The organism is Flavobacterium soyae, from assembly GCF_021245985.1.
Classification (GTDB): Bacteria; Bacteroidota; Bacteroidia; order Flavobacteriales; family Flavobacteriaceae; genus Flavobacterium; species Flavobacterium soyae.
The window spans coordinates 22928-43687 of the sequence record NZ_JAJQXA010000012.1 but is presented as its reverse complement, the minus strand read 5'-3'; the positions used below and the strand labels follow the sequence as shown (position 1 = coordinate 43687).

The following is a 20760-nucleotide window of genomic DNA, read 5'->3' as shown; positions in this document are numbered from 1 at the left end:
GCTAATCCCGCTATCCGTTCCAATCTTTTGTGCCGAACCCCGGCACAAAAGGATTTCCACTACTATCGGGGCTAGGACACTCAGGAACTTAGAAACATTAAGTAAAAAAGAAACTTTGTGAATCTCTGAGAACCTTTGAGTATCTCTGTGAAACAAAAAACATACACCTTATGAAACTTTGGGAAAAAGGAATACCAACAGATAAACAAATCGAACATTTCACAGTAGGGAATGATCGTGAACTTGATTTGGTTTTAGCAAAATACGATGCTTTAGGCTCTATAGCACACGCCAAAATGCTTGGGCAAATTGGTTTATTAACTGCTGAAGAAACAACTTCTTTAGTTGATGCCTTAAACGAAATCATTGCTGATATTGTAGTCGGTAATTTTGAAATCGAAGACAGTTTTGAAGACGTACATTCTAAAATAGAATATTTACTAACCGTAAAACTAGGCGATGCAGGAAAGAAAATCCACACGGCGCGTTCTCGTAACGATCAGGTTTTGGTTGATGTTCATTTGTATTTAAAAGACGAATTAAAAGCAATAAAAGAACAAGTAAAAACTTTGTTTGACTTGTTGATGGAATCTGCAGAAAAACATCAAAATGTTTTATTGCCTGGTTATACGCATTTGCAAATTGCTATGCCATCGTCATTCGGAATGTGGTTTTCTGCTTATGCTGAAAGTTTAATTGATGATATTACAATGTTGAACGCAGCTTCTAAAATTGTAGATCAGAATCCGTTAGGTTCTGCTGCGGGTTACGGAAGTTCATTTCCAATCAACAGAACGTTTACAACAAAAGAATTAGGTTTTGAAACCTTAAAATACAATGCCGTTGCCGCACAAATGAGTCGCGGAAAAGCAGAAAAAACAGTTGCTTTTGCCATGACAAGTGTTGCAGGAACATTGTCAAAATTTGCAATGGACGTTTGTTTGTATATGAGCCAGAATTTTGATTTTATTGGTCTTCCTGCTCATCTTACAACAGGTTCAAGCATTATGCCTCATAAAAAGAACCCAGATGTTTTTGAATTAATCAGAGGGAAATGCAATAAGATTCAGGCGCTTCCGTATGAAATCACTTTAATTACGAATAATCTTCCAAGCGGTTATCACAGAGACTTACAGCTTTTAAAAGAAGGTTTGTTTCCGGCGATTCAAAACTTAAAAGCTTGTTTAGATATCGCTATATTTTCAATAAAAGATATTACAGTTAAAGATCATATTCTGGAAGATAAAAAATACGATTATTTGTTTACGGTTGATACTTTAAACGAAATGGTTGTAGAAGGAATGCCTTTTAGAGATGCTTACAAAGCCGTTGCAGAACAATTGGAAGCTGGGACATACAAATCTCCAAAACAAACAAAACACACGCATGAAGGAAGTATTAATAACTTATGCCTTGATGCGATTAAAGATAAAATGAAAGCAGCTTTTTAAAAATATTTCACTCAATAATAAAAAACCGATTTGCATTTAATGCAAATCGGTTTTTATTTGAAATTTAGTTTTTAATTACTTTAAATGTTTTAATTCTATTTTCAATCTGAATTTTACAGATATAAGTCCCTTTAGCAAGGTTTCCTATATTTAGTTGTAAATTCTCATCTGATACAATACTTTTTGAATTTGCATAGACCTTAGCACCATTTGAAGAAAAGATACTTATAAAAGCACTGCCATTTTCATGGCTTGAAAATTTGATATTTAATATACTATCAATAATTGTTGGATAATATTTAAGATCTAAATCAGCAGTTATATTATTAATTCCTAAATTGCTGCAAGAAGAGCTTATTTTGCCGTCTGCAGCAACTTGAAGTGTTGCACCCGCACCGCATGTGGTATTGGTAATATAGTCAGCAGTTTCTGCCGCTGGAAAAGCAGAGTATGTATAAGAAGGTTTGGTAACCGCATTTCCGTAATCATCCGGAGCTTTAAGACAGTCTGAAAAAGTAACTCCAATGGTTCCTCCATCAGTACTGATATAATTTTTGAAAGCTGTTCCTATTTTTGCAAAATCTGTACCTTCAACATAGCAGGTTGTATTGTTTTGACCTCCTCCTAAACCAATTGCCAGTGAACCGGATACTGAAGTATTGTAATAACAATTAAGAACATGAAGTTCTGCATTTCTTCCACGCGGCATACGTTCTCTGCAGCCTTCTGCCCAATAACAGTTTTTAAAAGTAATGCTGTAATGACCATCAGCAGGAGCATCAGTTTTTGAAGAGCCTACTAAATCTGAAAAACGATGATCATCTGTACCGCCGGATCCTCCTGCTTTAGGCGTTTTTAAATAGGTAAATTTAGACCATGAGACAGTAACATTATCAGCAGTTCCTTTATTATCAAAATTACCATCCATTCCGTCTTGAAATTCACAATGATCTACCCAAATATTGGCAGCTTCAGATGTTAAATTATCATGACCGTCAACATCATAAGCTCCCGGGCCTTCAAAAATCAAATTTCTTATGATAATATTATTTGAGCCGGGTTTTAAATTAAGAATTCCAGATCCAGCTGCGGTTTGATCAGTATTAACTAATCTTGCTCCGGTCAATCCAATAATCGTTTTATCATTAACCAATAAACTTGTATAACTGCAATTTATAGTTCCGGAAATCAGGATTACCTGAGGAGAAGTTAATTTTAGTTTTGCTATTAAATCGGCATAGGTAGAAACGGTTACTGGTGCCGCAGTTCCGCCGCCTGAAGCCGCCGCACCATATCCTTCAGGTGCAGTCATATAATAATTTTGCGAATAAATTGCAGAAAAGCTTAAAAACAAGATTAATAAGAACAGATTTCTTTTCATTTTGAGTAATAATTTAGGTTTATAAAAGTTATTTAGGGCTTGTTGTAATCGATTACTCGAATGTAATTAATTTTGAATATTTTCAATAATCTTTTTCATTTTTTTTAGTGAATTTTAAATTTAACAGGTAATATTTATATGATTTACGGATAGTAACCTCGTTTTTATTTCAATTAAAGGAAGGCTTTGTTTACAAATTAGATTTTATTGATAACAAAAAAGACTATTTTTGGTTAACATTTTTTAAAAGTAAAATATGAATAAATTTAATGCTAAAGCTTCTGAAGCGCTTCTGGATAAAAATCTAATCACCGAAAATCAGTTTCAGGAAATTAAAGAGTATAGAAGTCTGAATATTTTCTCTTTAAATGTAGAGCTGAAACTATTGCTTTCGATTTCGGTTTTAATGTTTACTTCCGGAATTGGAATTCTCATTTACGATAATATTGACAGTATTGGACACATTGCGCTGCTATCTATTTTGTTTGCCATTACCTGCGGTTGTTTTTATTACTGTTTTAAAAACTCTAAAGGTTTTCAGAAAACAGAAGCTGCAACAGAAAGTCATTTTCTGGAATATGTGGTTATAACAGCAAATGTTCTCACCTGCATTTTTATTGGATATCTTCAATTTCAATATGAAGCATTTGGAACGCATTATGGTTTAGCAACTTTAATTCCAACCATTGTCAGCTTTGTTTGTGCTTATTATTTTGACAATAAAAGTGTTTTAACAATTGCTGTAACCGGCTTGGCCGCTTATATAGGATTTTCGGTAACGCCGCAGGAGATTTTCAACGATAACAATAACTTTTATGCTAATGAGAGTTTAAGTTATTCGGCTGTTATGTTTGGGATTTTATTGATATTATGGACAATTTACAGTTTCAGGATTAATTTAAAAACTCATTTTGCTTTCATCTATCTTACTTTTGCGCTCCATATTATTAGTATTGCGTCAATAAGTAATCTATATCGTTATGACATAATCTGGTTTCTTTTTGCCGTTGTTTTAGCTGTTTCATCTTACTATTTTTATAAAATAAGTCATCAGCTTAAAGCGATTTCCCTTTATGTTTTTATGATTATTTACGCCTATATTGGAATTAATATTTTTTTGTTCAGAATTTTTGAGAATATCGATTTCTCTGACATTTGGGAGCTTTTTATTCTTTTATTGCCGGCATATTTTATTGGCTCGATTATATTATTTATAAAACTGATTAAAAATTTTAATAAAGAAACAGCGTAATGATAGTACACGATAAAAATTTATTAAACAATTTAGCTTTAATTGAAGAAGCAGATTTGCTGGAAAATGCAGGTTTTATAAGTAAAGAACAAAAAAAGATAATTAAGAACGAATTACCTTCTTTTAAAGTTCAAAATAATATCTTAGTTCGTTTAGGATTCTTTTTACTGGGAGCATTTTTGTATTTATCGATTTGTGGTGTTATCTCATTAATGGGGTTAACATCTTCTGAAAGTGCTTTTTTAAACATATGCTGTTATCTTTTTGCGGTTGTAGGTATTGTTGGCGCTGAACTATTATCAAATCAAACGTACTATAGACATGGCTTAGACGATGCATTTATTTTAGGAATACTTTTAAACATTGGGGTTGGCGTTTTTATTTCTACAGAAAATTTTGAGACAGGATTAATACCGGCTGTTTTTGTGGCGATTGCTTCTTTCTTAACTTACAGAAGATATTTACATTTATTATCTGTACTTGTTTTTTGTATGGCTTGTTCAGCAGTTTTATTTTTCGGGATGTTTGAAATTGGAGATATTGGTAAAACAATTTTACCATTTGCTGGAATGCTGGTTTCGGCAGGATTTTATTTCTTTACTAAAAAAAGAATTAAGAGCCTAAAAGAGGTTTATTATTATAACGGATTGTTATTAGCCAATAGTTTCTGCTTGATTTTATTTTATCTCTCTTGTAATTATTTAGTTGTAAGAGAACTTTCTTCAGAACTTTTAGGAGCTGAGATACAGCCGGGACAGGATATTCCGTTTGCTTATTTCTTTTACGCTTTTACATTTATAGTTCCGGTTGTGTATTTGGTTCAGGCTTTAAAAACCAAAGACAGAATCATGCTTTGGATAAGTTTTGCTGTAATAGCTTTTACTGTTTTCACAATCCGATTTTATTATTCAGTCTTACCAATTGAAGCAGCGTTAACGATTGGGGGTTTAGTAATGTCTGCAATTGCTTATTTTTCAATTCAGAAATTAAAAAACAAAGAATCAGGATTGACTTTTAAACCAGACAGAATCAATAATTCAACAGCATTTTTAGATGCTCAGACTTTAATCGCAGCTTCAGCTTTTGGCATGAAACCAGAAGTTAAAACTGAGTCGCCAATGGATTTTGGAGGAGGAGGATTTAGCGGCGGCGGATCTGGAGAGAATTTTTAGATTGATATATTAGCCGCAGATTATAATGATTAAAATGATTTTCTAATCTTTGTCAAGCCGCCACGAATTACACGAATTTACACAAATCAATTCGTGAAAATTCGTGTAATTCGTGGCAGAAAAAATCATTTTAATCATTATAATCTGTGGCAAAAAACTATACTTTACTTTTTAGTGCTTCTGCATCGATATCACTATGCGAAACATTATAAACTGCTTTTCCGTTTTTGACTAAAATCAATTGTGGAGACTCATGATAAACATCAAATCTGTCTGCAATTTCATTAGAAATGTCTCTATACGTAATTAGATCAAGAAAATAAGCATCGACAGCTTCTTCAAGATCAAACTCTCTTTCAAATTGTTTCAGCGCCATTCGGCTGATACTGCATCTTGTACTATGCTTAAAAATTACGACAGGTTTTTCGTTAGATACTGCTTCGATTTCCATTAATTGATGAATATCGGTCAATTCAGTCCAGTTAACTTTACTTTTTGGAGAATCTGAGTTCTCTGAACTCCCGAAGATTGAATTAAAAAAACTCATAATTTGGCTTGTTTTATGACTTTTTGACATTTAAAACTGATTAAAATCAGAGTTTTTGCGTCATTTTGTCTTTGTTTTTACTGTGGAATATAATTTGAATATTCGACAGCAAAGTTAAATCTTTTGAGTTAAAAATTTATCTCGATAAGTTGTAACTTTAATGTAACCAAAATATTTAAAACAAAAAATCAATCAAATCATAAAAATATGAATATAAATAAATTTACCATTAAATCGCAGGAAGCCATTCAGTTGTCGCAACAATTAGCACAGCGTTATGGCCAGCAGCAAATTGAAAATGAACACATTTTTAAAGCAATCTTTGAAGTTGATGAAAATGTAGCGCCATTTATTTTAAAGAAATTAAATGTAAATGTGCCCTTGTTTTTACAAATTTTAGACAGTACAATTCAGAGTTTTCCAAAAGTTTCAGGAGGCGATATTCTGCTTTCAAGAGACGCAAACAAAGCTTTGAACGAAGCCGAGATCATTGCACAAAAAATGAACGACGAATATGTTTCGATCGAGCATTTAATTTTAGCAATTTTTGATTCAAAAAGTAAAGTTTCACAAATTTTAAAAGATCAGGGTGTTACCGGAAAAGGTTTAAAAGCTGCAATCGAAGAACTTCGCAAAGGAGAAAGAGTAACATCGGCTTCTGCCGAAGAAACGTATAATTCATTGAATAAATATGCTAAAAATTTAAATGAATTAGCACGTACCGGTAAACTAGACCCAGTAATTGGCCGTGATGAAGAAATCCGCCGTGTATTGCAGATTTTGACGCGCAGAACAAAAAATAACCCAATGCTTATTGGTGAACCCGGAGTTGGTAAAACTGCAATTGCAGAAGGTTTAGCGCATAGAATTGTTGACGGAGATGTTCCTGAAAACTTAAAAGAAAAAATTGTTTTCTCATTAGATATGGGTGCATTGATTGCCGGAGCAAAATTCAAAGGAGAATTTGAAGAGCGTTTAAAATCGGTTGTAAAAGAAGTTACTTCTGCCGAAGGTGATATCGTATTGTTTATTGATGAAATTCACACACTTGTAGGAGCGGGTGGAGGAGAAGGTGCAATGGATGCAGCTAATATCCTGAAACCAGCTTTGGCCCGTGGAGAATTAAGAGCAATTGGTGCTACGACTTTAGATGAATATCAAAAATATTTTGAAAAAGATAAAGCCCTCGAAAGACGTTTTCAAAAAGTGCTGATCGATGAGCCGGATACTGAAAGTGCGATTTCAATTTTACGTGGGATCAAAGAAAAATACGAAACGCATCATAAAGTGCAGATTAAAGATGAGGCTATTATTGCCGCCGTTGAACTTTCACAGCGTTATATTACAAATCGTTTTTTACCAGATAAAGCGATTGACTTAATGGACGAAGCGGCCTCTAAACTGCGTATGGAAATCAATTCAAAACCAGAAGAATTAGATGTTTTGGATCGTAAAATCATGCAGTTGGAAATTGAGATTGAAGCTATCAAACGTGAGAAAGAAGAAAGCAAACTTAAAATTTTGCATTTAGATTTAGCGAACTTGAAAGAAGAACGAAACGAAATTTATGCAAGATGGAAATCTGAAAAAGATATTGTTGATGGAATTCAGGCTGTAAAATTAGAAATCGAAGATTTTAAATACGAAGCTGAACGTGCAGAACGTGACGGAGATTACGGAAAAGTAGCCGAAATTCGTTACGGAAAAATAAAAGAAGCACAAGAACGCCAGGATGCATTGCAAAAACAATTGCTGGAATTTCAATCAGGCCATTCTTTAATTAAAGAAGAAGTAACTCGTGAAGATATTGCTGAGGTTGTAGCAAAATGGACTGGAATTCCGGTTATGAAAATGCTTCAGACAGAAAGAGAAAAACTATTGCATCTTGAAGATGAATTGCATAAACGTGTTGTTGGTCAGGAAGAAGCTATAGAAGCTGTGAGTGATGCCGTTCGCAGAAGCCGTGCCGGTTTACAGGACATGAAAAAACCAGTTGGAACATTCTTGTTTTTAGGAACAACTGGAGTTGGTAAAACGGAATTAGCAAAAGCCTTGGCAGAATATCTTTTTGATGATGAAAATGCCATGACGCGTATCGATATGAGTGAGTATCAGGAACGTCACAGTGTGAGCCGTTTGGTTGGGGCGCCTCCGGGATATGTAGGTTATGATGAGGGAGGTCAATTGACTGAAGCCGTTCGTAGAAAACCGTATTCTGTAATTTTGTTAGACGAGATCGAAAAAGCACATCCGGACACTTTCAATATTTTATTGCAGGTTTTAGATGAAGGACGATTAACAGATAACAAAGGCCGTCTTGCCGATTTCAAAAACACGATTATTATTATGACCTCAAATATGGGAAGTCATATTATTCAGGAAAAGTTTGAAAATCTAAAAGGAAGCGTTGAAGCAGCGACAGAAGCTGCTAAAAATGAAGTTTTAGGATTGTTGAAACAAACCGTTCGTCCTGAATTTATAAACCGTATTGATGAAATCGTAATGTTTACACCGCTTACAGTTGATAATATTTCAAAAATTGTGAGCCTGCAATTGAAGAGTGTTACAAAAATGCTGGCTTTGCAAGGTATTACGATGGATGCGACGCCAGAAGCAATTGATTACCTGTCAGATAAAGGTTATGATCCTCATTTTGGTGCAAGACCTGTTAAACGTGTAGTTCAGAGAGAAGTTTTAAATCAATTGTCAAAAGAAATCCTGGCAGGAAATATAACAACAGACAGTATCATCTTGCTGGATGCCTTCGATGGGAAATTGGTTTTTAGAAACCAAACCCAGGAAGTAAAATAATTGTAGAGACACACTATGTAGAGGCACATAGCAGTGCGTCTTTCCTAGTAAAAAGAAAACATCAGCAGAAATGCTGGTGTTTTTTGTTTATATCAGTAAATAATGAAACTTTTTTCAAAAGTCATATAAACAGAAATTCTGATTTAGTTCTCAAATTTACTATAACACAAAATTAATTATCATGAACAATATATTTAGAGGATTAATAGCCGGATACGGTGCGAAAAAATTAGGCAGCGGATGTTTTGGCACTATACTGGTGTTTGTAATTATCTGGCTGTTACTAGGTCAGTGCAGCTAAAAATTAAATACCAGTAATCATTAAAAACATCAGGATAAAAAGTCTTAAATTCGCACAATTAAATAAAATATAATGGCATCAGGTTTTTTCGTACTACTAGACGACATAGCAGCAATTATGGACGACGTTGCGGTAATGAGTAAAGTTGCAGCAAAAAAAACGGCAGGTATTCTGGGCGATGATTTAGCGGTTAATGCCGAGAAAGCTTCTGGATTCGCTTCATCGAGAGAACTTCCTGTATTGTGGGCAATAAGTAAAGGTTCACTTCTTAACAAAATCATTATTTTACCTGTTGCTTTTTTATTAAGTGCATTTTTTCCTATTGCAATTATTGTAATTCTGGTTCTTGGCGGACTTTTTCTTGCCTATGAAGGAGCCGAAAAAATTTACGAATTTATTTTTCCTCATGCACACGAAGAATCAGAAGGAATTACCGAAGAAACCCTTACAGAAGAGCAAATCTTGGAAGTCGAAAAAGACAAAATAAAATCAGCAATCGTAACCGATTTTATATTATCTGTCGAAATAGTAATTATAGCGCTGGGAACAGTCATAGGAAAACCTATTATGCAGCAAATTATTGTAACTTCAATAATAGCCTTAATAGCAACCATAGGAGTGTATGGTATTGTAGCTCTTATTGTAAGGATGGATGAAGCAGGTTATAAACTTATTAAATTTAGTAAAAGAGATAAAAGCATCTCAAAATTCATTGGAAACATTTTGGTTAAAGCCCTTCCATTGGTCATAAAAAGTTTAACCGTAATTGGTACAATAGCTTTAATATTAGTTGCCGGAGGTATCTTTGTGCACTACATTCCATATTTTCATCATTTAGCTGCTGAAATTAATATTCCATCAATTATAAAAGAATTTGTAATTGGACTTGCTTTAGGACTTATCGTTTTATTACTTGTGAATCTTTTCAAAAAATTATTCAGAAAAAAATCATAACAAGACATACTTTTTTGGCATTTTTTTTGTTAAGATATTTATTTATAACTAATTAGTGATTTGTTTGAAAAAATTTAACATTTTTAGAAGCAACTATAATCATTTATTAGTATCTATGTACAAATAAGAACAAATTAATTATTCTATGAAAAACTTTAAATTACAATCAATTGCATTAATGTTATTATTCATTACAGCATTAACTTCTTGCAGCAGCGATAATGATTCTCCAACTGAAGATGTTGTTTACAAAAGTGCTTATGCAACAGAAGTTTCAGGACCATTAACTGGAAAAGTAGGACAGGAACTTAGCTACGCCATCACTTTTCAAGTAGAAAACGGGTGCGGTGAATTTAATAAATTAGTAGATGTTGAATTTAATAAAGTGCCGGGATACCAGGTAGAAGTAAAATATCCAAAAGCGACTTGTAATAGACCAGATCCTGAAAACAGAGTAACGATATACAAAATTACTACGTCTAAAGCAGGAACTTATTACTTAAGACTTGCTAAATCTGAAACAGAGTATATAGTAACAGAAGTAGTTATAACAGATTAATTTTAATCTTTTTAAATATTCAAAGCCGTTTTACAATCGTAAAGCGGTTTTTTTATTTTGTAATATATCGAAACTTTGTTTCCTGGAGTACGAAATCAAAATTTAAAATTACGATTAGTCCCGCTATCCGCTATATCTTTTGCCTGCTAAAGAAGCAGACAAAAGGATGCCGTTTCTATCGGGGCTGCACGAGAAAAAATTATTTTCATAAGATATTACGGTTCTTTTTGAAATTATTTTTATCGAATAAGTTTCTCAATTACAAAAGATTAATCTTTTTATTGTCCAAATTAACATTTAAACAAAGCAACCATTTTATTTATCCCGCATCTTCATATTATAACAATTAATTATTATTTTATATGAAAAGTTTTAAATTAAAATCAGTTTTAGTAGTTTTATTCTTGTCAATTGTATTTATTTCATGCAATAATGACGACGACGAGAAACCAGTAGATAATCCAGTTTCAAAAGCAGCATTGGTAACAGAAATTAAAGGACCTTCGACAGGAAAAGTAAACGTAGAACTTAGTTACGATGTAACTTTTGTAGTAGACAATGCTTGCGGAGAATTTGATAAAATAAGCGATGTAACGATTAATTCAGTAAAAGGACTGCAGGTTGTGGCAAAATACCCTTCAGGAGTTTGTACACAGCAAGTTCCAGATCCTAAAAAGACAGTTTACAAATTCAAATCAGCAGTAAAAGGAACTTTTGAAATCAAATTCAAAAAATCAGAAACTGAATTTCTGATTCAGAAAGTGATTATAGATTAATACTCTTTAAGTGATATATTTTTAGGTCAAAACCATTTTGCAGATGTTTAAGTTTTAAGCTGATGTGAAATGGTTTTTTATTAAATAAGCAGAAATAGTTATCTTTGAATAATTAAAAAGAAATATGATATGGGAGCCTTGGAATTGAGAGATAGTGTTTTAGAATATATCAATACTGCTGATGAACGTCTTTTAAAAGTCGTTAAGGCGGTTATTGAAAGTTATCAAGAGGAAGAAATAGTTGCTTTTTATGTTGATGGAAAACCTATTACAAGAGCTGCTAATAAAACTGAATTAGCAAATGCTGAATTAGAGATTAAAAACGGTAAGATAATTTCGCAGGAAGATTTAGAAAAAGAATCTGAGAACTGGTAATGGGTGAAGTTCAAAAAAATGTCTGGACTAATACAGCCAAGATCAACTAAAAACGATCTATAATTATTACAAAGAAAAATCTGTTCAAGGAGCAAATAATGTAAAAGGATGATATTTTGAATGCTGCTAAAAAAATAAATTTTAGTGAACAATTTCAAAGAGATGAGATAGAATCTGAGTATAGAAGAATTATTATAAGAGATTACAAATTACTGTACAAAGAAGAAAATCAAGTAGTTTTTATTGTAAAGATATTTTCTCTTAAACGAGATTCTTCCGCACAATTATAGAAGAGCTGTTTAGCTCTTTTTTTATGCATTGTTAAAAGAGTATACTTTTGCCATTCCTCTAAAAATTACTATTTTTGCACTCTAAATTTTATGTCATGTCGAAAAGAAAATATAAAATATCGGTAATTCAGTTAAACCTGAATGATGTAGCCGAAAATAATCTTAAAAAATGTATCAGCTGGGTAAGAGATGCTGCAAGCCAAGGTGCAGAAGTTATTTTACTTCCAGAATTATATAGCAGTCATTATTTCTGCCAAAGCGAAGATGTAGAAAATTTTGCATTAGCAGAACCGCTTTACAGCACTTCATTTATTGCTTTCAGCGAATTGGCAAAAGAACTTGGAGTAGTAATTATTGTTCCTTTCTTCGAAAAAAGAATGGCAGGAATTTACCATAACAGCGCTTATATCATTGATACAGATGGTACAGAAGCTGGTTTATATCGTAAAATGCACATTCCGGATGATCCGCATTTCTACGAAAAATTCTATTTCACTCCAGGTGATTTAGGTTTTCAGGCAATAAAAACTAAAAAAGGAACTGTTGGAACATTAATCTGCTGGGATCAATGGTATCCTGAAGCAGCTCGTATTACAGCATTAAAAGGAGCCGAGGTTTTGTTTTATCCAACAGCAATAGGATGGCATCCAAAAGAAAAAGAACAATACGGAGAAAACCAATACGGAGCATGGATGAATGTAATGAAAGGCCATGCAGTTGCAAATGGTATTTTCGTTGCCGCAGCAAATAGAATTGGTCTTGAAAAATATATTGAAGGAACAGAAGGAATTCAATTTTGGGGAGCATCATTTATTGCTGGGCCGCAAGGAGAAATTTTAGCTCAGGCTTCTCACGATAAAGAAGAAATTTTAATTGCCGAAGTTGATTTGGATTTACAAGAAAATGTGCGTCAGAACTGGCCATTTTTCAGAGACAGAAGAATTGATGCTTTTGGAGACATTACAAAAAGAGCCATTGATAGATAATTAAATTTCTATTTATAAAGTAAAAGGCGGTTTCAATAATTTGAAACTGCCTTTTTTATTATTTAAAATACTGGTTATTTTAAATTTGGCTGAAAGATTTTTATAGTTCCGTCACCTTCGCTGCTTACTACTAATAAACTTCTTTTAGTAGGGCTTTTTGCAGCCGGAATAAAAAGAACACCTTCTGGAGCGTCTCCTGTTTTTACTGTTTGTAAATATTGTGGCGAAGCAGGATTGGTAACATCATAAGTCATAAAAGCATCAGATCTTTCAAGACCAACAAACAAAATATTTTGAGTTCCCATTTTAACAGCAACTACAGCTTCTGGTTCAGAACCTTTATCATCACTGCGTTTGTCATCATAAGTACCTAATTCATTTGTTTTTTTGTCAACATCATTTTTACTGTCATAAACAATTTTGCCAGTGTTTCCATTCCAAATAGCGAATGACCTTGCACCAAAACTTACCATTTCGTCTAAATCTCCATCACCATCAGTATCTCCCATATCAGTAATAAGGTTAAGCCTTCCTAAATTAGCGTCTAGCTTTAAAGTAGTAGCATCAGGAAAAACTGTTGCATCAAGATTCAGGCTTTTCATGCGTTTAATGTCGGTATAGGCAGTATATTCTCTTGCATCCCCTTCATTTGCAGTTACAAAATATGGAACATTATTAGAAGAAAAATGACTGATAGCATCCGGCATATACAATCCTTTTACTTTCCAAGGATTAAAAGCTATTTTAGTGTCACTATCGCTTACATCAATAGCATTTTCAGCAGTATTGTAGTCTTTTAATCCTAAAGGATAAATAGCAGTAATGGTTTTTGAAGTTAAATCAACTTTTGCAACACCATTATTTTCCTGCAAAGTTACCCATGCCGTTTTTGAATCGTCAGAAATTGTAACATATTCTGGTTCAATATCCTGAACAAAGCTTTTTGCAAACTTAGAAATTCTGACCCCATCTTTAGCCAATGCCGCCGCCTGATTGCTAAAAGAAGCAAAATCAAGAGTTGTAACAGCATAAGTACTTGTTTCAATTATAGAAATAGTTCCGTTTGGATCTTGTGAATAATCTGCATTAGGCTCACCTTCGTTAGCAGTCATAATATATTTTCCATCAGCAGAAAATGTAATCATGTCTGGCAATGCACCAACTGTGACTTGCTTTATTAAGCTGTAATCGCTGGTATTAAAAACAACAACTTTTCCATTTCCTTGTTTATTAACAGTTGATTCTAAAGCTGCTGCCAGTTTCCCATCATAAACAGAAACGCTGTTTGATGCACCTTCATAAGCAGCTAAATCAATTTTACCAATTTTTACCGGTTTTGTCGGGTCAGCTAAATCAATAACATCAATTTGATTAGTTCCACTGTTATTTACCGTAAAAAGTCTTTTTGTTTTTTCGCAGTAAGCAGAGATTTCTGCAGCAGCTTCTCCGCCAATTGTAATCGAACCAATTTCTTTAAAAGCGGCAGGATCTTCATTTACAACAACTTCTGGTTCTTCGTTGTTTGGATTTTCATCGTTATTACAGCTTACCATTAAAAATAAAGCTGCTAATAATGAAAGAGTTACTTTTTTCATTTGTTAGTTTTTTAGTTTTACCAAATGTAATTACCTCATTTTGGTAAAATATTAAGCCTTTATTATTTAATCTTTAACTTAATTTTTGGAAGATATTATTTGTGAAATTACAGATGATTTTGAATCAGATGTTTTAAAATCCTGATGAATGCTTATCTTTGTACACTTTTAAAAATTAGAACCTTTTATGGCAGCAAATAATAGAAGATTTCCGGCAGAGTGGGAAAAACAACAAGGAATTGTATTATGTTTTCCGCATAATGGTAACGACTGGCCGGGAAAATATGAAGCAATTCAATGGGCTTTTGTAGAATTTATAAAAAAAGCAGCCGCTTTTGAAACTGTTTTTTTGGTCGTAGCCGATGAGAAACTAAAAGAAAAAGTAGCCGAAATGCTTGAAAGAGCCCGTGTAAATATCAAAAATGTTTCCTATATAATACATAAAACCAACAGAAGCTGGATGCGTGATTCCGGGCCGATTATTGTAAAAAATGGCTCTAAAAGAGAAGCATTAAACTTTAATTTTAACGGCTGGGCAAAATATAAAAACTATCAATTAGATAAATTTGTTCCGGGTAAAGTGGCTGATTTTATTGATGTGCCGTTAACTCAGGTTACTTATAAAGGAAAACCGGTAATTGTTGAAGGCGGTGCAATTGACGTAAACGGAAAAGGAACTTTATTGACTTCTGAAGAATGTTTAATGCACCCAGCAGTTCAGGTTAGAAATCAAGGTTTTACTAAAGAAGATTACGAAGCAGTTTTTAAAGAATACCTTGGGGTTACCAATGTTATCTGGCTTGGAGACGGAATTGAAGGTGATGATACGCACGGACACATCGATGATTTATGCCGATTTGTAAACGAAGATACTATCGTAACTATTGTGGAAACAGATAAAAACGATTCAAACTATAAACCTTTGCAGGATAATTTGAAACGTTTGCAAAATGCAAAACTAGAAAACGGAAAATCGCCTGTTATTGTAGCATTGCCGATGCCAAAACGTGTAGATTTTGAAGATTTAAGATTACCGGCAAGCTATGCTAATTTCTTAATTCTGAATAATTGTGTTTTAGTACCGACATTTAATGACAGTAACGATCGCGTAGCTTTAAATATACTTTCAGAATGTTTCCCTGACAGAGAAGTAATTGGAATTAGCTGTATAGATTTTATCTGGGGATTTGGAACACTGCATTGCTTAAGCCAGCAGATTCCTGCTTAATTTTTTAATCTCGTAAAGTTGCTAAGACACAAAGTTTTTTAGTTGCCTCCAGTTTTAACTGGAGGTATTTATTTGCTATAACGAAAAAAGGCTTTAGCCAAACTCTATTTTTGGCTAAAGCCCTCGATAGTAACTTTATTTTTCCTCCAGTTAAAACTGGCGGCTACTAATAAATTTAAATTTTAAAAACTTTGTGTCTTAGCAACTTTACGAGATTAAAAACACTCAGAGATAAACTAAACTTAAAAAACGAAATAAAAAAAAAATAAAAAAAATCCCTTTCTATATCAAAAAAAATGCATAAAAAAACCTTGGGACGTTAACCAAGGTTTTTTGTTTTTTATATTTCTTCAAATACTTTATCTGCTCTTCATTGTCTGATAAACGGAGGTAAAAGCTGACTTGCAACTTCTCCGAAACCAATACGAACTTCTGCATTTTCACAGAAACCTCTAATGATTACAGTATCATTATCTTCGATAAATTTACGTTCGCTTCCGTCATTTAATTTAAGCGGATTTTTTCCTCCCCAGGTCAATTCTAACATAGAACCAAAACTATCAGGAGTTGGCCCCGAAATAGTTCCAGATCCCATCATGTCGCCAGAATTTACACGACATCCGTTTGAAGTATGATGTGCTAATTGCTGTGTCATTGACCAGTATAAATATTTAAAATTAGACTTTGAAACCACAGTTTCTTCAGCATTTTCGGGTTTTATCGAAACTTCTAAATGAATATCAAAAGCTTTTTTTCCTTTTGTTTGTAAATAAGGAAGCGGAGTTGGATCCTGTTTTGGACCTTTTGTTCTAAAAGGTTCTAAAGCATCCATTGTTACAATCCAAGGAGAAATTGAAGAAGCAAAGTTTTTAGCTAAGAATGGTCCAAGCGGTACATATTCCCATTTTTGAATATCGCGCGCGCTCCAGTCATTCAGTAAAACCATTCCAAAAATATAATCTTCGGCTTCATAAGTCGAAATATTTTCGCCCATTACATTTACATCTGTAGTAATAAAAGCAGTTTCTAATTCAAAATCTACTAAACGAGACGGGCCAAAAACGGGATATTTTTCGCCTGCCGGTAAGGTTTGTCCCATTGGTCTGTGTACCGGAATTCCTGACGGAACGATAGTAGAACTTCTTCCGTGATATCCAACCGGAATATGTAACCAGTTTGGCAGAAGCGCATTTTCAGGATCACGAAACATTTTACCTACGTTTGTAGCATGTTCTCTACTAGAATAAAAGTCGGTATAATCGCCAATTAAAACAGGCAGCTGCATTTCTATATCGTCAATATTAAAAATAACAATATCGCGGTCTTTTGTTGAATCTCTAAGTTGAGGATTGTTTTCGTCGAAAATATCAGAGATACGGTTTCGTACCAAACGCCATGTTTTTTTTCCATCAGAAATAAAATCATTAAGCGTGTCCTGCATAAACATATCATCAGTTAAATCTATTCCTTCAAAATAGTTTAATTGTTGTAAAGCCCCTAAATCTATAGCATAATCGCCAATTCTAGTTCCTACTGTAACGACATTTTCTTTGGTAAGAAATACACCGAATGGGATGTTTTGAATAGGGAAGTCGCTATTTTCTGGTACTTCTAACCATGATTTTCTTTTAGTATCGTTGGCGGTTATTGGCATGTGAGATGTTAATTATTTGTTGAAAAATTACATGTCAAATATATCATAATCTAACAGTATCACAAACGTTTTTTTGTATTTTTGCAGGAAATTAACGAAAAACGAAGAAATGCAACGCGACGAACAAATTTTTGATCTTATTCTAGAAGAAAAAGATAGACAAATTCACGGATTAGAACTAATTGCTTCAGAAAATTTTGTAAGTGATCAGGTAATGGAAGCAGCCGGGTCTGTTTTGACTAACAAATATGCTGAGGGGTATCCAGGCAAAAGATACTACGGCGGTTGCGAAGTAGTTGACGTTATCGAGCAGATTGCTATTGACAGAGCTAAAGAATTATTTGGTGCTGAATACGCAAACGTACAGCCTCACTCTGGTTCTCAGGCAAATACTGCTGTTTACCATGCTTGTTTAAATCCAGGAGATACTATTTTAGGTTTTGATTTATCTCACGGAGGCCACTTAACTCACGGTTCACCTGTAAACTTTTCAGGACGTTTATACCGTCCGGTTTTTTATGGTGTAGATGCAGAAACTGGCCGTTTAGATTATGATAAAATTCAGGAAATTGCAACTAAAGAACAGCCAAAATTAATCATTGCAGGAGCTTCGGCTTATTCTCGAGATATGGATTTTGCTCGTTTCAGACAAATCGCTGACAGCGTAGGAGCAATTTTATTTGCTGATATTTCTCACCCTGCAGGTCTTATTGCAAAAGGATTATTAAATGACCCAATTCCGCATTGTCATATCGTTTCTACAACGACTCACAAAACATTACGCGGACCCCGCGGCGGTTTGATCTTAATGGGGAAAGATTTCGAAAACCCACAAGGTTTAAAAACTCCAAAAGGAGAAATCAGAATGATGTCTTCATTATTAGATTTAGCTGTTTTCCCAGGAAATCAAGGCGGGCCTTTAATGCACATTATTGCTGCTAAAGCAGTTGCTTTTGGAGAAGCATTAAAAGACGAATTCTTTTCTTACGCAATGCAATTACAGAAAAATGCAAACGCAATGGCAGATGCTTTTGTAAAAAGAGGATACAACATTATCTCTGGCGGAACTGATAACCACATGATGCTTATTGACTTAAGAAATAAAAATATTTCTGGTAAAGAAGCTGAAAATGCATTAGTAAAAGCAGAAATTACAGTAAACAAAAATATGGTTCCTTTTGACGATAAATCACCATTTATCACGTCTGGAATTCGTGTTGGAACAGCTGCAATCACAACTCGTGGTTTAGTAGAAAAAGATATGGAAACTATCGTAGCTTTAATCGATAAAGTTCTTACAGATCATACAAACGAAGATGTTATCGAAGAAGTTGCTGAACAAGTAAATGAATTAATGAGCGAAAGACCGATTTTTGCATATTAAAAATTAGTTGTAAAGTCATAAAGTCGAAGGTCGAAAGTCTAAAATGGAATGCGAATTTCTGTGTTTAGTTTTTGATCTTCGATTTTCTTTTTAGTTTTTCTAAATGACTTTATAATATTCGACTTTCAAACTTTAAGACTTAAAAAAATGGGCGTATTAAGACTACAATTGCCAACCGACCCAAGATGGGTAAATATCGTTGAGAAAAACATAGAAGAAATCTTAACAGATCATGCTTGGTGCGAGCAAAAAGCAGCAACAAATGCGATTACGATTATCACCAATAATTCTGAACATCAGGATTTAGTGAAAGATTTACTGGCTTTAGCCAAAGAAGAAATCGATCATTTTGAGCAGGTTCATAATATCATCATCAAAAGAGGATTGAAATTAGGACGTGAACGTAAAGATGAATACGTAAACGAATTGTACCAATACATGAAAAAAAGCGGCGACGGAAGCCGTGTTTCTGGCCTTGTAGAAAGATTATTATTCTCAGCGATGATAGAAGCAAGAAGCTGCGAACGTTTCAAAGTTTTATCTGAAAATATTCAGGACGAAGAATTGGCCGTTTTCTACAGAGAATTAATGGAAAGCGAAGCCGGGCATTACACCACATTTATAACCTACGCAAGAAAATACGGAACAGGAATTGATGTTGAAAAACGCTGGAGAGAATGGCTGGAGTTTGAAGAATCGATTATTAAAAATTACGGAAAAAATGAGACTATTCACGGATAGTTTTAGTTTTGCTTAAAGTTTAAGGTTTCAAGTTTCAAGTTTTTCATTGGAGCGAGTTTCGACTTCGCTCAACGTGACAAACGTGAAACTTGAAACAAAACATAACAAAAATAAAAATCCGCATCAAATCCGCGCTTTCGCGAAAGCGAATCCGTGTCATCCGTGTACCAATTAAGCACAAAGTTTAGCAATCTAAAATCTAAATTCTTAAATCTGCAATCTAAAAATTCCTATCTTTGAAAGTAACCAAAATTCAAAGCCATGAGAATAGAAACCGATCTGAAATTAGGATTTAAAGACGTAATGATTCGCCCAAAAAGATCAACGCTCAAAAGCAGATCTGAAGTTTCATTAGAACGAAATTTTAAGTTTTTACACAGTACTTCAGATTGGACAGGAATTCCTATAATGGCCGCCAATATGGATACAGTTGGTACTTTTGAAATGGCTCAGGTTTTGGCAAAAGAAAAGCTTTTCACCGCCATTCATAAACATTACACTTTAGAAGAATGGAATAATTTCCTGAAAAATGTAACGCCGGATTTCTACAATTATATAGCCATAAGTACCGGAACCGGAAAAGAAGATTTTGACAAAATAGGCAAAGTTATTACTTCAAATCCGTTATTGCGATTTATTTGTATTGACGTTGCAAACGGTTATTCAGAACACTTTGTTCAGTTTTTAAAACAAACCCGAAAACAATATCCCGATAAAGTAATTATTGCCGGAAACGTCGTAACTGGCGAAATGGTCGAAGAATTACTTTTGGCAGGAGCCGATATCGTAAAAGTCGGAATTGGACCGGGTTCTGTCTGCACCACACGTGTAAAAACTGGTGTTGGTTATCCGCAGCTTTCTGCCATTATCGAATGTGCCGATGCTGCACACGGCTTAGGCGGCCATATTATAAGTGATGGCGGCTGTTCAACTCCGGGTGATATTGCAAAAGCTTTTGGTGCAGGTTCTGATTTTGTAATGCTGGGCGGAATGCTTGCCGGACATACCGAAAGCGGAGGAAATTTAATCGAAATAAACGGTGAAAAGTTCAAACAATTTTACGGAATGAGTTCAGCAACTGCAATGGAAAAACATGTAGGAGGCGTTGCAGAATACAGGGCAAGCGAAGGTAAAACAGTAAAAGTTCCGTTTAAAGGAAATGTTATCGCTACAGTTTTAGACATTTTAGGCGGATTACGAAGCACTTGTACTTATGTTGGTGCCTCAAAATTGAAAGAACTTACCAAACGAACGACTTTCATCCGTGTAAGCGAACAGGAAAATCAGGTTTTTACAAATTAAA

Annotated in this window: 17 protein-coding genes; 13 read left to right on the top strand and 4 right to left on the bottom strand. The window is 34.0% G+C overall.

The genetic code is table 11. The features are described 5' to 3' along the window. Window positions 1–170: 170 nt before the first annotated feature. On the top strand, window positions 171–1451 hold the full coding sequence (argH, locus tag LUU93_RS15540; protein ID WP_232682089.1) for an argininosuccinate lyase: 1281 nt from the start codon (window positions 171–173) through the stop codon (window positions 1449–1451). Window positions 1452–1515: 64 nt separating this feature from the next. Here the strand turns inward: argH and LUU93_RS15535 are convergent, their stop codons facing one another. Then, window positions 1516–2832, bottom strand: coding sequence for a T9SS type A sorting domain-containing protein (locus LUU93_RS15535; protein ID WP_232682088.1), 1317 nt, complete (start codon window positions 2830–2832; stop codon window positions 1516–1518). Window positions 2833–3088: 256 nt separating this feature from the next. Between LUU93_RS15535 and LUU93_RS15530 the strand changes: the two genes are divergently transcribed. Both LUU93_RS15530 and LUU93_RS15525 read left to right on the top strand, forming a co-directional pair. Continuing rightward, complete coding sequence (locus tag LUU93_RS15530) at window positions 3089–4084, top strand: DUF2157 domain-containing protein (protein ID WP_232682087.1); 996 nt, start codon at window positions 3089–3091, stop codon at window positions 4082–4084. Beyond that, a complete protein-coding gene (locus LUU93_RS15525) occupies window positions 4084–5256 on the top strand; it encodes a hypothetical protein (protein WP_232682086.1) in 1173 nt (390 codons plus the stop codon). The genes LUU93_RS15530 and LUU93_RS15525 overlap by 1 nt, the downstream gene beginning before the upstream one ends. Window positions 5257–5413: 157 nt before the next feature. Here the strand turns inward: LUU93_RS15525 and ytxJ are convergent, their stop codons facing one another. Beyond that, window positions 5414–5803, bottom strand: a complete 390-nt coding sequence (ytxJ, locus tag LUU93_RS15520; protein WP_232682085.1) for a bacillithiol system redox-active protein YtxJ — start codon at window positions 5801–5803, stop codon at window positions 5414–5416. 207 nt (window positions 5804–6010) lie between these two features. On the opposite strand from ytxJ, the gene clpB reads away from it, so the two are divergent. The 6 genes from clpB to LUU93_RS15490 all read left to right on the top strand — a co-directional run bounded on the left by clpB (window position 6011) and on the right by LUU93_RS15490 (window position 12855). Then, entirely contained in the window at window positions 6011–8614 is a 2604-nt protein-coding gene (gene clpB, locus LUU93_RS15515; protein ID WP_232682084.1) for an ATP-dependent chaperone ClpB, read from the top strand. A 373-nt stretch (window positions 8615–8987) separates the two neighbouring features. Continuing rightward, complete coding sequence (locus LUU93_RS15510; protein ID WP_232682083.1) at window positions 8988–9869, top strand: DUF808 domain-containing protein; 882 nt, start codon at window positions 8988–8990, stop codon at window positions 9867–9869. Window positions 9870–10014: 145 nt separating this feature from the next. Then, window positions 10015–10428, top strand: coding sequence for a hypothetical protein (locus LUU93_RS15505; protein WP_232682082.1), 414 nt, complete (start codon window positions 10015–10017; stop codon window positions 10426–10428). A 362-nt stretch (window positions 10429–10790) separates the two neighbouring features. Continuing rightward, on the top strand, window positions 10791–11204 hold the full coding sequence (locus LUU93_RS15500; protein ID WP_232682080.1) for a hypothetical protein: 414 nt from the start codon (window positions 10791–10793) through the stop codon (window positions 11202–11204). A gap of 129 nt (window positions 11205–11333) precedes the next feature. After that, on the top strand, window positions 11334–11579 hold the full coding sequence (locus LUU93_RS15495; protein WP_232682079.1) for a hypothetical protein: 246 nt from the start codon (window positions 11334–11336) through the stop codon (window positions 11577–11579). A gap of 385 nt (window positions 11580–11964) precedes the next feature. Next, window positions 11965–12855 carry a carbon-nitrogen hydrolase gene (locus LUU93_RS15490; RefSeq protein WP_232682078.1) on the top strand — a complete coding sequence of 297 codons (891 nt, stop codon included), beginning with the start codon at window positions 11965–11967 and terminating at the stop codon, window positions 12853–12855. Window positions 12856–12929: 74 nt separating this feature from the next. Here the strand turns inward: LUU93_RS15490 and LUU93_RS15485 are convergent, their stop codons facing one another. Then, the gene (locus tag LUU93_RS15485) at window positions 12930–14450 is read right to left on the bottom strand and encodes a choice-of-anchor I family protein (protein ID WP_232682077.1); all 1521 of its coding nucleotides are present in this window, start codon (window positions 14448–14450) and stop codon (window positions 12930–12932) included. Between the two features lie 187 nt (window positions 14451–14637). Here LUU93_RS15485 and LUU93_RS15480 point away from each other — a divergent pair, with 187 nt between their 5' ends. Beyond that, entirely contained in the window at window positions 14638–15678 is a 1041-nt protein-coding gene (locus tag LUU93_RS15480) for an agmatine deiminase family protein (protein WP_232682076.1), read from the top strand. A 370-nt stretch (window positions 15679–16048) separates the two neighbouring features. On the opposite strand, the gene fahA is transcribed toward LUU93_RS15480, so the two are convergent. Continuing rightward, on the bottom strand, window positions 16049–17332 hold the full coding sequence (fahA, locus tag LUU93_RS15475) for a fumarylacetoacetase (RefSeq protein WP_232682075.1): 1284 nt from the start codon (window positions 17330–17332) through the stop codon (window positions 16049–16051). A 109-nt stretch (window positions 17333–17441) separates the two neighbouring features. On the opposite strand from fahA, the gene glyA reads away from it, so the two are divergent. From glyA to LUU93_RS15460, 3 genes are all read left to right on the top strand, one after another. After that, window positions 17442–18716 carry a serine hydroxymethyltransferase gene (gene glyA / locus LUU93_RS15470; protein ID WP_053472193.1) on the top strand — a complete coding sequence of 425 codons (1275 nt, stop codon included), beginning with the start codon at window positions 17442–17444 and terminating at the stop codon, window positions 18714–18716. Window positions 18717–18863: 147 nt separating this feature from the next. Next, a complete protein-coding gene (locus LUU93_RS15465; protein ID WP_053472194.1) occupies window positions 18864–19457 on the top strand; it encodes a MiaE family protein in 594 nt (197 codons plus the stop codon). A gap of 261 nt (window positions 19458–19718) precedes the next feature. Then, the gene (locus LUU93_RS15460) at window positions 19719–20759 is read left to right on the top strand and encodes a GMP reductase (RefSeq protein ID WP_232682074.1); all 1041 of its coding nucleotides are present in this window, start codon (window positions 19719–19721) and stop codon (window positions 20757–20759) included. The last annotated feature ends 1 nt before the right edge of the window (window position 20760 follow it).

What these genes read in the sequence shown, in the direction of transcription:
- argH (WP_232682089.1), top strand. Translation starts at nt 171, where the DNA reads ATGAAACTTTGGGAAAAAGGAATACCAACAGATAAACAAATCGAACAT.
- LUU93_RS15535 (WP_232682088.1), bottom strand. Translation starts at nt 2,832, where the DNA reads ATGAAAAGAAATCTGTTCTTATTAATCTTGTTTTTAAGCTTTTCTGCA.
- LUU93_RS15530 (WP_232682087.1), top strand. Translation starts at nt 3,089, where the DNA reads ATGAATAAATTTAATGCTAAAGCTTCTGAAGCGCTTCTGGATAAAAAT.
- LUU93_RS15525 (WP_232682086.1), top strand. Translation starts at nt 4,084, where the DNA reads ATGATAGTACACGATAAAAATTTATTAAACAATTTAGCTTTAATTGAA.
- ytxJ (WP_232682085.1), bottom strand. Translation starts at nt 5,803, where the DNA reads ATGAGTTTTTTTAATTCAATCTTCGGGAGTTCAGAGAACTCAGATTCT.
- clpB (WP_232682084.1), top strand. Translation starts at nt 6,011, where the DNA reads ATGAATATAAATAAATTTACCATTAAATCGCAGGAAGCCATTCAGTTG.
- LUU93_RS15510 (WP_232682083.1), top strand. Translation starts at nt 8,988, where the DNA reads ATGGCATCAGGTTTTTTCGTACTACTAGACGACATAGCAGCAATTATG.
- LUU93_RS15505 (WP_232682082.1), top strand. Translation starts at nt 10,015, where the DNA reads ATGAAAAACTTTAAATTACAATCAATTGCATTAATGTTATTATTCATT.
- LUU93_RS15500 (WP_232682080.1), top strand. Translation starts at nt 10,791, where the DNA reads ATGAAAAGTTTTAAATTAAAATCAGTTTTAGTAGTTTTATTCTTGTCA.
- LUU93_RS15495 (WP_232682079.1), top strand. Translation starts at nt 11,334, where the DNA reads ATGGGAGCCTTGGAATTGAGAGATAGTGTTTTAGAATATATCAATACT.
- LUU93_RS15490 (WP_232682078.1), top strand. Translation starts at nt 11,965, where the DNA reads ATGTCGAAAAGAAAATATAAAATATCGGTAATTCAGTTAAACCTGAAT.
- LUU93_RS15485 (WP_232682077.1), bottom strand. Translation starts at nt 14,450, where the DNA reads ATGAAAAAAGTAACTCTTTCATTATTAGCAGCTTTATTTTTAATGGTA.
- LUU93_RS15480 (WP_232682076.1), top strand. Translation starts at nt 14,638, where the DNA reads ATGGCAGCAAATAATAGAAGATTTCCGGCAGAGTGGGAAAAACAACAA.
- fahA (WP_232682075.1), bottom strand. Translation starts at nt 17,332, where the DNA reads ATGCCAATAACCGCCAACGATACTAAAAGAAAATCATGGTTAGAAGTA.
- glyA (WP_053472193.1), top strand. Translation starts at nt 17,442, where the DNA reads ATGCAACGCGACGAACAAATTTTTGATCTTATTCTAGAAGAAAAAGAT.
- LUU93_RS15465 (WP_053472194.1), top strand. Translation starts at nt 18,864, where the DNA reads ATGGGCGTATTAAGACTACAATTGCCAACCGACCCAAGATGGGTAAAT.
- LUU93_RS15460 (WP_232682074.1), top strand. Translation starts at nt 19,719, where the DNA reads ATGAGAATAGAAACCGATCTGAAATTAGGATTTAAAGACGTAATGATT.